At 59.4% G+C, this 14,598-nt stretch carries 12 protein-coding genes; 9 read left to right on the forward strand and 3 right to left on the reverse strand.

From position 1 onward, the window contains the following. The first annotated feature begins 32 nt into the window (after positions 1 to 32). Positions 33 to 1,196, forward strand: a complete 1,164-nt coding sequence (locus LVY75_05730; GenBank protein ID XAZ19655.1) for a mandelate racemase/muconate lactonizing enzyme family protein — start codon at positions 33 to 35, stop codon at positions 1,194 to 1,196. Between the two features lie 21 nt (positions 1,197 to 1,217). After that, on the forward strand, positions 1,218 to 1,964 hold the full coding sequence (locus LVY75_05735) for a ribonuclease activity regulator RraA (GenBank protein ID XAZ19656.1): 747 nt from the start codon (positions 1,218 to 1,220) through the stop codon (positions 1,962 to 1,964). Positions 1,965 to 2,377: 413 nt separating this feature from the next. On the opposite strand, the gene LVY75_05740 is transcribed toward LVY75_05735, so the two are convergent. Then, entirely contained in the window at positions 2,378 to 2,881 is a 504-nt protein-coding gene (locus tag LVY75_05740; GenBank protein XAZ19657.1) for a hypothetical protein, read from the reverse strand. A gap of 79 nt (positions 2,882 to 2,960) precedes the next feature. On the opposite strand from LVY75_05740, the gene LVY75_05745 reads away from it, so the two are divergent. Further along, the gene (locus tag LVY75_05745) at positions 2,961 to 4,094 is read left to right on the forward strand and encodes a 3-deoxy-manno-octulosonate cytidylyltransferase (GenBank protein ID XAZ19658.1); all 1,134 of its coding nucleotides are present in this window, start codon (positions 2,961 to 2,963) and stop codon (positions 4,092 to 4,094) included. 35 nt (positions 4,095 to 4,129) lie between these two features. Then, positions 4,130 to 4,816 carry a glycosyltransferase gene (locus tag LVY75_05750; protein XAZ19659.1) on the forward strand — a complete coding sequence of 229 codons (687 nt, stop codon included), beginning with the start codon at positions 4,130 to 4,132 and terminating at the stop codon, positions 4,814 to 4,816. A 164-nt stretch (positions 4,817 to 4,980) separates the two neighbouring features. Here LVY75_05750 and LVY75_05755 read toward each other — a convergent pair whose 3' ends face one another. Beyond that, positions 4,981 to 5,274: a DUF2934 domain-containing protein gene (locus tag LVY75_05755; protein XAZ19660.1), complete on the reverse strand. Its 294-nt coding sequence runs from the start codon at positions 5,272 to 5,274 to the stop codon at positions 4,981 to 4,983. Positions 5,275 to 5,954: 680 nt separating this feature from the next. On the opposite strand from LVY75_05755, the gene LVY75_05760 reads away from it, so the two are divergent. Then, the gene (locus LVY75_05760; GenBank protein XAZ19661.1) at positions 5,955 to 8,144 is read left to right on the forward strand and encodes a beta-galactosidase; all 2,190 of its coding nucleotides are present in this window, start codon (positions 5,955 to 5,957) and stop codon (positions 8,142 to 8,144) included. 63 nt (positions 8,145 to 8,207) lie between these two features. Here LVY75_05760 and LVY75_05765 read toward each other — a convergent pair whose 3' ends face one another. Then, the gene (locus LVY75_05765) at positions 8,208 to 9,020 is read right to left on the reverse strand and encodes an IclR family transcriptional regulator (protein XAZ19662.1); all 813 of its coding nucleotides are present in this window, start codon (positions 9,018 to 9,020) and stop codon (positions 8,208 to 8,210) included. A gap of 391 nt (positions 9,021 to 9,411) precedes the next feature. On the opposite strand from LVY75_05765, the gene LVY75_05770 reads away from it, so the two are divergent. From LVY75_05770 to LVY75_05785, 4 genes are read left to right on the forward strand one after another with little or no spacing between them, the layout of a single operon-like run. Then, positions 9,412 to 10,719: an extracellular solute-binding protein gene (locus LVY75_05770; protein XAZ19663.1), complete on the forward strand. Its 1,308-nt coding sequence runs from the start codon at positions 9,412 to 9,414 to the stop codon at positions 10,717 to 10,719. After that, positions 10,719 to 11,678 carry a sugar ABC transporter permease gene (locus LVY75_05775; protein ID XAZ19664.1) on the forward strand — a complete coding sequence of 320 codons (960 nt, stop codon included), beginning with the start codon at positions 10,719 to 10,721 and terminating at the stop codon, positions 11,676 to 11,678. Before LVY75_05770 ends, LVY75_05775 begins: the two co-directional genes overlap by 1 nt. Beyond that, complete coding sequence (locus tag LVY75_05780) at positions 11,675 to 12,496, forward strand: carbohydrate ABC transporter permease (protein XAZ19665.1); 822 nt, start codon at positions 11,675 to 11,677, stop codon at positions 12,494 to 12,496. The genes LVY75_05775 and LVY75_05780 overlap by 4 nt, the downstream gene beginning before the upstream one ends. Before the next feature lie 5 nt (positions 12,497 to 12,501). Next, entirely contained in the window at positions 12,502 to 14,553 is a 2,052-nt protein-coding gene (locus tag LVY75_05785; GenBank protein XAZ19666.1) for an alpha-L-fucosidase, read from the forward strand. Positions 14,554 to 14,598: the final 45 nt, after the last annotated feature.

Raw genomic sequence — 14,598 nt, forward strand, 5'->3', positions numbered from 1 at the left:
GACCACGCGGATACGCGTGAACGAGGGCGTTTATGACTGCGAAACTTAAAATCACGGCGATCAAGCCCTATCCGGTATGGGTAGGAACGCGCAACCAGATGCTGGTCAAGGTGGAGACCGACAACGGCATCTTCGGCTGGGGCGAGAGTGGCTTGAGCGGTCGCGAGAAGGCCGTGACCGGCGCGATCGAGCACTATCGCGAGTTCCTTATCGGCCGCGACCCGATGCAGATCGGACGGATCTGGCAGGAAGTTTATCGCAGCCAATATTTCGAAGGCGGCCGCGTTCTGCAGGCGGCGATTTCCGCCATCGATATTGCCCTCCACGACATCAAGGGCAAGGCGCTGGGCGTGCCTGCCTACGAACTGCTTGGCGGCAAGCAGCGCGACCGCATTCCGACCTTTGCCTCCACCGGCGACGAGGCCGAGGGCGATGTTGCCATCGAACGAGCCCGTGAACTCCATGCCCAGGGGTGGCAGGCGATCCGCTTCTTCCCCATCGGGCAAAGCAGCAAGGACATCTTTGAGCCGCGCGAGTCGATCGGGCCTACCGCACGGATGCTGAACAAGGCGCGCGAGGCGCTCGGCGACGACGTCGTTCTTGGCATCGACTATCATCATCGGCTGTCGGTGGCAGAGGCGGCGAGCTTCTGCAACAAGCTCGACCGTGGCGTCCTTGACTTCCTCGAGGAGCCGATACGAGACGAAACACCCGAAGCCTACGAATCCCTGCGCAGGATGACCGATATCCCCTTCGCCATCGGAGAAGAGTTTGCCAGCAAGTGGCAGTTCCTGCCCTATATCGAGCGTGGCATCCATCAGTTCAACCGGCTCGATGTCTGCAACGTTGGCGGGCTCACCGAAGCGATGAAGGTCGCCGGCTGGAGCGAGGCGCACTATGTGGACCTGATGCCGCACAATCCCCTCGGCCCAGTCTGCACGGCCGCGACGATCCATCTCGCCGCCGCGGTGCCGAATTTCGCCTGGCTCGAGACCAGAGCGCCCGAAGCAAAGCTCGGCTTCGACAGTTCCGACTTCTTCCCCGTGCAACCGCGGCTCGACGGCCCCGATTATCCGGTGAGCGACCTGCCGGGACTCGGCGTCGAGGTCAACGAAGAGGCAATCAAGGCGGAGAGCTTTCGTTTCTGGGAAGCACCTCACCTCAAGCGCCGCGACGGTTCTGTCACCAATTGGTAGTTTCATCCACCGGAGCCTAAAATGACCCATACGCCCGATATTACGCGACCGCCCAAAGAGCTGATCGACGCGCTGAAGGAGATCGGCGCCGCGACCATTGCCGGTACGCTCGGCCACATGGGCTTCCGCAATCCGCACATGGTTGGTCCCGTATCGCAGAGCCGCGGGAAGTCGATCGTCGGCCCGGCCCTCACTCTTCAGTTCCTGCCGCAGCGGCCGGACCTTTTCAACGAGGGAGAATATGCCGATCCCGAGACGCAGTTGCACCGGCACGTGCTCTATCACGCGCAGGAGGGCGATGTGGTCGTGGTCGACGCGCGCGGCGACATGAGCTCTGGCGTCTTCGGCGATATGATGTCGACCTATTTCAAAGGCAGAGGCGGCGCCGGCATTGTCATCGACGGCTGCATGCGCGATCGGCCCAATGTCGAAAAGCTTGATCTCGCCCTCTGGCTGCGCGGGTGGACGCCCAACTACCACGTGCAGACCAGCATCTATCCGAATGCCGTCAACGTTCCGATTGCCTGCGGCGGTGTCACGGTCATCCCAGGCGACATCATCGTCGCCGACGATGATGGGGTGGTGGTTCTTCCAGTTGCTATGGCCTCGAAAGTAATCGAAGAGTCGCAAAAGCATCACGACTGGGAGGAGTTCTCTCGGCTGAAGCTCATGGAGGGCGGGTCGTTGCAGCGTTACTATCCGCTGCATGACGATGCCCGCGGAGAATACGAAGAGTGGCGCAAAACAAACCGCCTCAGAACAACTTAGCCAACGGATTACCCCGGCGGGCCGCGAGCTTTCCGGGGTGTCCCCGACGTCTGCACAAAAGCCGGCGCCGCTTCGATCTGGCAGCCGAGATCCGGCCGGCGAGGTTTGCTGAACGCCACGGGCGGGCGTTCCTTACCGCGTCGGTTCGTCGTTGACACTGCGGCGACTGCCGAAAAAGTAAAAACCCCTGATGGCATTGACAAAACTCGCTTGTCCACGATGTTTCACCGTCTGCGCGGTTGAGTGCGGTAGGATTTTCCTGAATCTTCATTTAGTAACGAGCTCATTCAGGATTCTGTCGTCGCTCAATATTGCATTTCCCAGGGGGCGGGATGTCGGTTGGCATACATAGCAAGGCCATATACGTGTTCACGGATGCGCGGATGCTTCCGGCCGCATGCTGCACACTCTTGTCAGTCGTACGCAACAGTCAAAAGAACGATATCAAACTGGTGATCGTCGGCATCGATTTGCCCGAGGACCAGAAGGCTGGCGTTGCAACCTTCAACATGGCCAACGGAATCAATATCGACGTCGTCGACTTCACTTTTCCCACCGATACGCCCGAGACGGCAGGCCGCTGGCACAAGTCGACGCTTGCGCGCCTCTATCTCGACAAGCTGATGAACGAGAACCTGGAGCGGGTTCTTTACCTCGATGCGGATATATTGGCCGTCGGCAATATCGATCCACTCTTCGATGTCGATCTCAACGGCAAGGCCATCGGTGCCGTTGATGACTACGTCGTTGCCTTCCCCGACAAGATCGGACAGCGGGGAGCGCGAGCTCGGCCTCGACCGGGGAGCGGGATACTTCAATGCCGGGGTCTTTCTCATGGATTGCGCCGCCGTCCGGGCCGGCGACTTTTTCGAGACGGCGCGTTCGCTGCTGAGATCGGGACGATCCTTCGCCTCCAACGACCAGGATATTCTCAATATTGCCTTTCATGGGACGTGGCAGCGGCTCGACAACCGATGGAATGTCCAGACCGGGACCATGCGCTATATCCGCAATCCTGCGCTGCTGCATTTCACCGGGCGTCGCAAGCCGTGGCACCCTTCGGTGCAGACGGGGCAGTCGACCTATGCCGAGATCTATTCGAACATGCTTTCGAAAACACCGTGGTCGGGATTTGTCAGCCGTCGCAGTCCTTCCCGAAAGGCGGCCGACTATCTTCTTGCGTTCGGCAAGCGCGCCGGCGCGATGAACCGCTCCCAACAACTGAAGACATACTTTGGCGCGAGTGAGGGCGTCCCAATGGTCGACAGGAATCCCGGACCCGAAAATTCAGGAAGCCACGTTTTTCAAACGCAGAGCGCCGATGCCTGGCGCGCATTCTTCAATCGCTATTCGCACATCGTTCTGGTCGCCAATAGCGAGGCGCTCGATCCGCAGTCGATGAGGACGGAGTTTCCCGGCGATACCTTGTTCGTCTTCTTCAACAAGGTCTACAAGGTCCTCGACAGCAGTTTCCCCGGACATGCCATTCTTGTGGCGCGCAGCGGCATGATGGGCGCCAATATCGTCCATCGGCGGGAGGTGGATGATGTCCTGAAATTCTTCACCTCGGAAAAGTTCCTCGGCATTCTGAATATCCGCACCGCACCCGAAGAGCGCTTCAGTCCCGTTGCCGCATTCAACGGTGCGACGGTCATGTACGGTGATCTCGAGACGCTGATGTCGGGCCACTATCCGCCGGATAAAATCCCGACGAGCGGCTTTGCGCTGGTTGCGTGGATGCGGGAGCTTCAGTTGACGCCGAAGATCGTGCTCGCCGGATTTTCCGGGAAAAGGAGTGCGCGCTGGAAAGTCTTCGACGTTCATGACTGGACATTCGAACGGATCTATTTCAGGCTTCTGGCGCAAAGGGGCCTCATCACCAGCGCTGAACACGCCAGGCCGTCCCGCTTCGATCTTCTGGCCCGGCATTTTCCTGATGCGAAATTCGAGGAGATCCAGGGCGCGGTCAACGATGCACTCTCCACGCGGCTTGATCATGCGCTGACCCTCATCGACGGCCTGATGTCACTCACCAAATGGCAGCGGGCTCTCGATCAGGCGTTCCGCAAGGCGCGGCCAAAGACCCGCAAGCAGCGCGCGCTTGACCGCCAGAAGAAGCAAGCTTCCTGAATGCAATCACTGATTTGTGCCAAGGAGAAATTGATATGACCGATATCGTCAACATCTATGTTGGTTTCGATTCAAAGGAAGTCGTTGCCCATCACGTGCTGTCGCAAAGCATTCTGGAAAAATCGAGCGTACCCGTGAGGATCACGCCGATCTACCTGCACAATGTCGCAAACATATTCACGCGTGAGCGAAACGCACTGCAGTCGACCGAGTTCTCCTTCTCGCGCTTCCTGACGCCCTATCTCAGCCAGTATGAGGGATGGAGCCTGTTCATGGATTGCGACATGCTTGCGCGCACGGATATTGCCGAGCTCTGGGCGCTGCGCGATGAGCGCTATTCCGTCATGTGCGTGAAGCACGATTACCAGCCGAAGGTCGAAACGAAGTTTCTCGGCCAGGTGCAGACGAAGTACGAAAAGAAGAACTGGTCGAGCCTCATCCTCTTCAACAACGCAAAATGCAAGGCGCTGACACCTGATTATGTCAACACCGCAACCGGTCTGCAGTTGCACCAGTTCAAGTGGCTCGACGGCGACGATCTGATCGGCGAGCTGCCCGTCACCTGGAACTATCTCGTCAACGAATATGACAAGCGCGATGACGCAAAGATCGTGCATTTCACAGATGGCGGCCCCTATTTCGACGAGTACAGGAACGACGATTACGCCGAGGAATGGTTCGCAACGCGCGAGCGAATGCTGCACGTCCAGCAGCGCGGCTGACCGGCGTATCAGGTGGGCGGGGCGTGTTCCGAAACGTCGGGCCGCTCCGAGGGGTACGGTGGCCATGAAAAAGCGACAGACGATTGCAGGGCGCCGATCAAGGCGCCCTTTTCGTTTAGAAGCTTATGTCTATCGGCTCCATGCCAACGCGACCCAAAACCCCGTCAGTGTTTGGTGACACCACCGGCGGGCTTGGCAGCTTTCGGCGGCGGTGTTGTCGTCGGAACGCTCTGGGCGCCGCCTTTGGATTTGCTTGCGACCTTTGGCTTTGCCGTCTTGTCGGTGGCCGTGGCCTTCTTCGCGCGTGGCTTCCTGGCCGGCTGGCTGTCTGCGTCTACGCTCGCGCTGATCTCCTGAAACGCCTGAAGCCAGTGTCTCATATCCTCGCCCTGCGGACGGCCTTCCTGTTCCCAGATTTCATAGGCGCGCTGCCTGATACGGTCTTCCCTGTCTGTCATCGTCGTCCCTCCGGTGTTGATGCTATCCGGATGAGCCAGATGGTGCGCCAACGCGCGTCGACAACGGCGACGCATGCTCTTATTGCCTGGGCCGCGATCACGAAATCGCGATGATCGGCATCTGCCTTGAATTTAACGCAAGCTTTTGGGCGCCAGCCGGTCGTCAGCGAAGTTCAGATCGCCATAGCTTGAGCGGATCCATTGTCTTCAATCAGCTCCGGCATCGCTGCCGTCACACGAATTTCGCAAGAGATGTCGGTGCCTACTGCGTGGTCGCGGCGCGCGGATCATGCGGAACCTCTTCGCCGCCTCCGCATTATGGTGCGGCTTCAACAAGGACAGTGTCATGGACCATCAGACCCTTCTCGCAGCCACCTTTGCCTCTGCATCGTTTGCACTCGTCTGGTGGCAAACGAAAGCCTGATCGCTCACGCTCGACGGAATCTAGCAAGGACGCATAGGGCACGGCCCGTCCCTACCCTTGGCATTACCGCTCTAGCCTTTGCCGACACGGTAGATCGTACTTCCGCTATTAGGATAAAGCGCCAACATTCCGGATGACCATCGAGCGCTTTGCCGGGATTTTCCACATCGTGGAATTTCCGGGAATAGTCGGCGACTAAACAATGCTTTCAGTTAGTTTTGCGGGGCAAACAACTGAAACAAGGGTGGAAATAGTCATGGGATCGGAACCTTGGTACCGCACGGCGCTGCGATGGGGACAGACCAATCTGGTTGAAATCGACCCCGAGCGCTACGACGACACCTGGTGGCGGGAGCACTGGCGCAAGACGCGCGTTCAAGGCGTTATCATCAATGCCGGCGGCATTGTCAGCTATTACCCGACGAAATTTCCCCTGCATCACAAGGCGGTAACGCTCGGAGAGCGCGACCTCTACGGCGAGATCGTCAAGGCCGCACGCGAGGAGGGTCTGAAGGTGATCGCGCGCATGGATTCAAACCGCGTCGCGGAAGACTTCTATCGTGCCCATCCGGACTGGATCTGCCTCGATATCGACGGCAAGCCCTACCGTCAGGCTGACAAATACGTCACCTGCATCAACTCGCCCTACTACAGCGAATATCTGCCTGACATCATGCGCGAGATCATCGAACGCACCATGCCAGACGGTTTCGCCGACAACAGCTGGGCCGGCATACCGCGCAAGAACATCTGCTATTGCCGGCATTGCACCGAGCAGTTCTTCGCATGGTCGGCCGTGGACCTGCCCGGCCGCCATGACTGGGCTGACGAAAACTATCGCCGCTGGATCCAGTGGAACTACAAGCGACGCACCGACCTCTGGGAATTCAACAACAAGGTCACCACCGCAGTCGGCGGCAAGGACTGCTGCTGGATGGGCATGATCAGCGGCGATATCCTCAACAACGGCAATCGCTTCATCGATCTCAAGGAAATCCTTGCCCGCAGCCCGATCGTCATGCTCGACCATCAGCGCAGAAACCTCGTCGACGGTTTCGAGGACAATACCGAAACTGGCAAACGGTTGCATGAAGTTGGTGGTTGGGACAAGCTCATCCCCGAGAGTACGCCGCAATACCAGCTCGGTTCGCCGGCTTTCCGCCTCGCCAGCATGCCGCCCGCCGAAGTGCGTCTGTGGTCCTCCTCCGGCTTTGCCGGCGGCATCCAGCCCTGGTGGCATCATATCGGCTCGTCTCATGAAGATCGCCGCCAATACAGGACGGCAGAGCCGATATTCAAATGGCATGAGGCGAACCAGGATATTCTGATCAATCGCCAGCCACAGGCCGATGTCGGCGTCGTCTGGTCGCAGCACAACCACGACTATCACGGCCGCGACAAGGCAAACGACCGCACCATGAACCCCTATCGGGGCACGACAAGGGCGCTCGATCGGGCTGGGATTACCTATCTGCCCGTCAATGCCGACGATATAGGCAAGGCTGCGGGGCGCTTCGGCGTACTTGTCCTTCCGAACCTCGCCGCCATGACGGACAAGCAGGTTGCTGCCGTTGAAGCTTTCGCCGCCCAAGGCGGTTCTGTGATCGCCTCGTCAGAAGCGAGCCTCTACAGCGAGCATGGCGACCGCCGAAAGGACTTTGCCCTTGCAAAGCTTTTCGGCGTCCATCGCAAGAATGGCGCGCATGGTGACTTCGAGGCCGCCAATCCCGACATCGAGACCAGCGCGCGTCACACTTATCTGCGCCTCTTGCCTGAACAGCGCGCCGGTGTCCACGGACCATCGGACAAGACCGCGCCGAAAGCTGACGGAAGCCGGCATCCGGTGCTTGCTGGTCTTGACGAAACCGACACCCTTCCCTTCGGCGGCTACCTGCCCATCGCCAGTGTCGATGATGACGTCAAGGTGCTGGCAACTTTCATCCCGGACTTTCCGATCTATCCGCCGGAAACCTCCTGGATGCGGCAGCCTTATTCGGATGTGCCTGCCATCACCGTCCGCGAACACGGCAACGGAAAATTCGTCTGGTTCGTTGCCGATCTCGACCGTTGTTATGCACGTGACGACCAGTTCGAGCACGCGCGGCTGATTACCAATGCCGCGCGCTGGATGCTAGCCGACCGATCGCTCCTGAGGCTGGAAGGCACGCATGATCTTGTTACGGCCGTGCTCTATCAGCAGGATAGACGGCAGATCGTTCACCTCAACAACCGCGTTCTGGTCTCCCGCGTGCCGGGTCGCCAGAACGAGCTCGTACCGATTGGTCCGGTGACCCTGCGTCTGCGCAAACCGCGCGGCAAGACAGCCTCCGACGCAAATCTCAGGGTTGCGGGAAAGACTGTGAAGGTCACCGACGAGGGCAGCGAAATCGCCATCGATGTCGGCACGATCCTCGACCACGAGGTGATCGTCGTCGACTGGTCCTGACCGACAAAGAGAGCCGCCGGCTCGAAACAGCCGGCGGTTTCATTTCGAGCAGAGTGTTTCGCGTCAGCTCGCAATGGCGTTGACAGGCGGCATCTCCCCGCTGAGAGCCGCCGTCAACTGCGCCGAAGTCTCAGCGAGCAGGCGCCCGAGCACTGGAATCCGCTGCGGCGTTATCCGCGACGCGAGGCTCGACAGCGATATGGCGCAGATCGCCTCGCCGCGATGGTCGTAGACGGCAGCTGCCACACAGCGCAGGCCGGAAACCAGCTCCTCGTCATCGACAGCATAACCGTCCGCCCGGATTCTTTCGAGATCGGCGCAAAGAGCCGATTGTCGCGTGAGCGTATTGGCCGTGAAGCGTCGGCTTCCCTCGCGTGACAGGATCGCCTCCAGATCCTCCTGCGAATATGTCGCCAGGATCGCCTTGCCCATGGCTGAGGCCGTCATCGGCACCCTGCTGCCGACCCGGCTGACGCTGCGGGTGATATCGCGGCTCTCAACCCGATCGACGCAAACCATCTCACCGTCCTGAACGAAGCCGAGATTGCTGGTTTCGCGCGTCTGATCGCGCAAGCGCCTGAGATAGGGGAGCGCGGTCGCAACAAGATTGCTCTGACGGGTGAACACGGAACCGATGGCAAAGGCCTGCCGGCCAATATGCCACATGCGATCGTTGGGATTGTACTGGATGAATTGCCACTGCTCCAGTGTTGTCAGAATGCGATGAACCGTAGACGGGGCCAAACCCGTGCGGCTGGCGAGATCGACCAGACGGTTGCCATGCTCGTCCATACCCATCGCTTCGAGCAGCATCATGGCACGGTCGATCGATTGCACGCGCCCGTGAAGATTTTTCTCCTCCACCTGCTCTCCCATAGGTCTCCTCCATTGCAATAAAGCTTTTCTTGGCGCTGTTTATTCAGATGGTAACGCTACCATCTGCCAGCGTCAACGACGGAAAGCGGAATGTACCGACCGCGAACATGGTTGTTCACGAGATCGTGCGCCATGCTGACGCCAGTTCGACCAACGCCATCGCGAGTTACAAAGGCGGCTTCCATTGCCATGTCCCTTTTGCGCTCGCGCAGCCTGGGAAACCCGGCTCTAAATCATCATACAAGGTCAATTTTATCGTTTTTTCGGCAACGACTTAAGTAAATTGTCGTTTGTTTATCGATAAAAACACTTGTTGGATGCAAAATAGATGATAACGTTTCAACTAAATTGAATGCCGGATGGCAGCAGTCAACGTTTGGGAGGACGTGACATGACCAACAGCAATAGATTTATGCCCGAAATCCGTCGCCGCACGTTGCTCGCAGGAGCGGGCAGCACCGCCCTGCTGGCCATGGCAGGCGCAACGAGAGCTCAGGATGCAGTTAGCGGCGAACTCGTCGTTCTGAACTGGCTCGGCGGCTCAGAACTCGACATGATGCATTCGATCGAGAAGGCCTTTCTGGCGAAATATCCCAATGTCACGATCCGCGAAGTCGCCATCACTGGCCAGGGTGACATGCGCGGCGGCATCCGCACCGCGCTGATGGGCGGCGAGGTCGTCGATGTGCTCTTCAACACGTGGCCGGCCTTTCGCAAGGAACTTGCCGATGCCGGCATGCTCCGGCCGATCGACGATCAGTGGAAATCCTTCGGTTGGGACAAGCTCGTCAGCCAGTCGTGGAAGGATCTCGGATCCATCGGCGACAAGACCTACGGCCTGACTTACACCTTCGGTGACCGCTCCGGCATCTGGTACAAGAAGGAGCATCTCGCCAAGGCCGGTATTGCCGAACCGCCGAAGACCTGGGACGAATTTGTCGCCTCCTTCGCGAAGCTTACAAAGGCGGGCTATGCGGCCCCGATCGCGATCCCCGGGAAATACTGGGCGCATGCCGAATGGTTTGAAACCCTGCTGCTCAGAACCGCAGGTGTGGAGACGGCGGCGAAGCTTGGCGCCCATGAAATCCCGTGGACCGATCCAGCTGTGAAGACCGCGCTGACAAAATACGCCGAGATGCTGACGTCCGGTTGCTGCGGGGCGCCGAACACCATGCTTGCCAACGACTGGGACGGTGAGGCCGACCAGGTCTTCCAGGCCAATGCCAAGAACTATCTGCTGATCGGCATGTGGATGAACAATCGCGCCAAGAACGACTACAAGCTGGTCGAGGGCAAGGATTACGGTCTGTTCCAGTTCCCGTCTCTCGGCATGGGCCATGACGATACATCGAGCGTCGACGCCAAGGAGCTGCTGGTGACGACGAATGGCCCTAATCCGAAGGCGGCAGATGCCTTCCTCGATTTCTGGACGAGTGCCGAGGCCGCCAACATTCTCGCCAAGGCCGGTTATGCCTCGCCAAGCAGCAATGTCGATGCTTCGCTCTATGGTGAAGCACAGAAAGTGGCGACGCAGGCTGTCGCAAGCTCGAAGCTGCAATTCGTGCTCGGCGACCTGCTGCCCGGCGATCTCGTCGACGAGTATCGCGTGCAGTTGCAAAAGTTCCTGCAGGATCCGTCGAGCGCCAATATCGATGCGGTTCTTGCTGCTATCGAAACCAAGGCCCAAGGTTCCTACTGATGGCTGACACCTCCGCTTCCCCGGTGCGGGAAGCGGCGGGCGTGATGCAGGGTTCTCCGCTGGCGGCTGGCATCAAAGGCCGTCGGCGTCTGCTTAGGGACACGCCCGCCGCACTGATCCTGATTGCGCCGGTTATCGTGTTGTTTGCGATCGCCGTGATCTATCCGCTGGTCGAGACGATCCGGCTGAGCTTCTGGGATATCCAGGGGCTCAGAAAGCCGGCCTTTATCGGCTTCGGCAATTATGCGCGGCTCTTCGCGGACGCGGCTTTCCGCAACACGCTGCTGACGACCTTGATCTTCACCATCGGCACGACCGTGATCTCGGTGGCGATCGGCTGGGTTCTGGCGATGCTGTGTGCCTTCGCGCCGCAGCAAACCCTGCCCTTCCGCGTGATGATCTTTGCGGCCTTCGGCATTTCGGAAGCAGTATCAGGCTATATGTGGATCGGCATCTACAGGCCGGATGCCGGCGGTCTGCTCAATTCATTGATCCAGCTTCTGGGCTTTCCCGGTTTTGCCCATGCCTGGCTCGGCGACGCCAACACCGCCCTCTGGGCGCTGATCGTTGCAGCCTCCTGGAGCGGTGTCGGTCTGCCCCTGATGCTGATCTTCGCTGCCATCCAGGCGATCCCCAAATCTGTGCTCGAAGCGGCCTACATGGACGGTGCCAGGCCGCTCTCGACCATGCGGCACATCATGATGCCGCTGTCGATGCCGGGCGTGCGCGTCGCTGTCTTCATCAACCTTCTGACGGCTCTGCGTGCCTTCGACATCATCTATATCCTGACCGGTGGGGGGCCGGTGCGTTCGACCGAAACCGTCGGCTATTTCATGTATCGGGAATCCATGACCCAGTTCAAACTGGGCTATGGTGCGGCCGCTACCGTCATCCTGCTGCTTGCAGTCCTGATCGTCTCGATCCCCGCCATCATCCAGCGAACGGCAGGTGCGAAATGATCGGCAAAGCTCCTCGCTGGATTATCATCGTCGTCGGCATCGTCGCCTTCATCTGGGTCATCCCGATCATCGGCATCGTCGTCACCTCGTTGCGTCCGCCGGAGGGCGTATCGCTCGGCTGGTGGCGCTTCGATCATTTCGATCTTACGCTCGATGCCTGGCACCGCGTCTGGGACAAATACCCGCTCGCAGACTCCATGTGGGTGACGATGAAGACGGCGGGTATTGCGACGGCACTCACCATGCTGCTCACACCGGCCGCCGCCTATGCCTTCCACTTTCTGACATTCCCCTTCCGCCGGGTGCTGCTGATCATCATCATCAATGCATTCGTGCTGCCGCAACAAGTCGTCATCATTCCGCTCTTCACGCTCTGGCGCGACATGGGGCTGATCGACAACATTCTCTCTGTGCTCATTCCCTATGTCGGGCTGTCCTTCGCCTGGTCTATCTTCCTCGTCAAAAACTTCTTCGAGGATTTTCCGCGCGAGCTCGTGGAGGCGGCCAAGATCGACGGCTGCGGGCCGCTCGCGACCTTCCGCCATGTGGTGCTGCCGAACAGCCTGTCGCCTATCTTTGCCGTCGGCATCCTGCAGTTCCTCTGGACATGGAATGCGCTCCTGCTGCCCATGCTTTTCCTGCGCAGCGATGTGCCCCTTCCCGTGCTGCTTGCCCGTATTTCCGGCAGCTACGAGATCAACTGGGACCTGAGATCGGTGGCGGCCATCCTCACCACCATCGTCCCCCTGCTCGTCTTCCTCGTTTTCCAACGTCAGTTCGCCGCCGGCTCGCAAACCCGCACCGGCGCAAAGGAATAGGACCCATGCCCAAGACAACGAACAAGCCGCTGCGTTACCGCCAGATCCATCTCGACTTCCATACATCGGAGCATATTCCGGGCATCGGCGCCGATTTCGATCCGGATGCCTTCGTTTCGACGCTGAAGGCAGCCCATGTCGATTCCATCACCATTTTCGCCAAGTGCCATCACGGCTGGTCCTATTATCCGACCAAGGTCGGCAAGCCGCATCCGCAGCTTGCCCGCCCCGATCTTCTCGGCGACATGGTGAAGGCGCTTGCCGCAGCCGATATAGAAAGCCCGATCTATATCTCAGTACAATGGGATGAACTGACGGCGCGCGAACATCCCGAATGGCGGGCGATGAGCGCCTCGAACCGCTATCATCACGACCGGCCGACCGACCCATCCGCCGGCAAGCAGCTCAGCCCCGCCTGGCACACGCTCTGCCTCAATCATGCGGGCCTCAGGCACTATATCCTCGAACAGGCACGCGAGGTCGCGCAGAACTATCCGACGCAGGGCCTCTTCTTCGATATCATCCTGACGCCGGACTGCGTCTGCCCAGCCTGCGTCGAACGCATGCTGTGCGAAGGTCTCGACCCTGAAAACCCGGCCGACCGCCTGAAGAACGACGAAGCCGTCAACGAGCAGTTCCGCCGCGAGACGAGTGAAGCGCTATTTGCCGAATTTCCGGGCCTGCGTGTCTTCTACAATTGCGGTCACATCCACAAGCAAGGACCGGAGCGCTTTTCGACTTACTCCCATCTCGAGCTCGAAAGCCTCCCGACCGGCGGCTGGGGCTACGACCATTTCCCGTCGAGCGCCCGTTATGCCGCCACACTCGGCATGGATTTCCTCGCTCATACCGGCAAGTTCCATACATCCTGGGGAGAGTTCGGCGGCTTCAAGCACCCGGACGCGCTGGAATATGAGTGTGCGCAAATGATCGCGCTTGGCTCCAAATGCCTGGTCGGCGACCAGCTTCATCCGAACGGAGCGATCAACCCCGATACCTACGCTTCGATTGCGCCGGCCTATCATCGTGTCGAAAAACTCGAACCCTTCCTGGAGGGCGCAAAGCAGATTTCCGAAATCGCGATCCTTTCGGCGGAACATATGAACCCCAAAGGCGCGCGCAACCATCCAAGCGATGACGGCGCCGCCCAGGTACTGCAGGAGCTGAAACGGCCTTTCGACGTACTCGACAGGTCCGGCCGTTTCGAGCAGTACCGCCTGCTGATCCTGCCGGACGAAATCCCTGTCGATGCCGCGCTCGCCGCCCGGCTGAAATCCTATCTTGCCGGCGGCGGCAAGATCATCGCCTCCTGGCATTCGGGTCTCGATGAAAGCGGGCAATTTGCCATCGACTTCGGTGTCGAAAGAGGCCCTGCGCCTGTCGCCTTCAAGCCAAGCTATGTGAAAGCCGGAAAGGATCTCGATCCCTCCATGCCGGAAACGGCCTTCGTTTTCTACGATGATGCCGAAACCGTCCGTTCGGTGGGCGCAACGGTGCTGGCCGGCGTCTATCCGTCCTACTTCAACCGCTCCTACAAGCATTTCTGCTCACACCAGCACGCGCCCGATGACCCGGATGCCGATATGCTGGGCGCGGCAGTGACCGAACACAAGGGCGCGGCCTACATCGCCTATCCGATCTTCCGGCTTTATCGGGCGATGGGCCAGCCGCTCTACAAATACCTGGTTCGCGGCCTTCTCGACCGGCTTGTTCCCGATCCGGCCATGGTCACCGATCTGCCCTCGTCCGGACGGGCGACGCTGACGCATCAGATCGAGCACGACCGCCATATCCTGCATCTCCTCTACGGTCCGCCGCAGATCCGCGGCAAGGACGTACGTGGCGATGACGGTTCGACCCGGGTCATGGAAATGATCGAGGACATTCCGGCGATCGGCCCCGTCAACGCCACGGTGCGCCTGCCGGCAAAACCGAAGCGCGTTTTCGATGCGATGACAGGAGAGGATCTTGCCTGGAATGCGGGTGACGATGGCGCCATCAATATCACGGTTCCGCGCCTGCGCATCCACAGCGCCGTGGTCTTTGAAGGCGCGTAATGCAGGTTGAAGTAAGGGAGCCGTCGGACTTTGCTCTTGCCGCCC

The organism is Sinorhizobium sp. B11, from assembly GCA_039725955.1.
GTDB lineage: Bacteria > Pseudomonadota > Alphaproteobacteria > Rhizobiales > Rhizobiaceae > Rhizobium.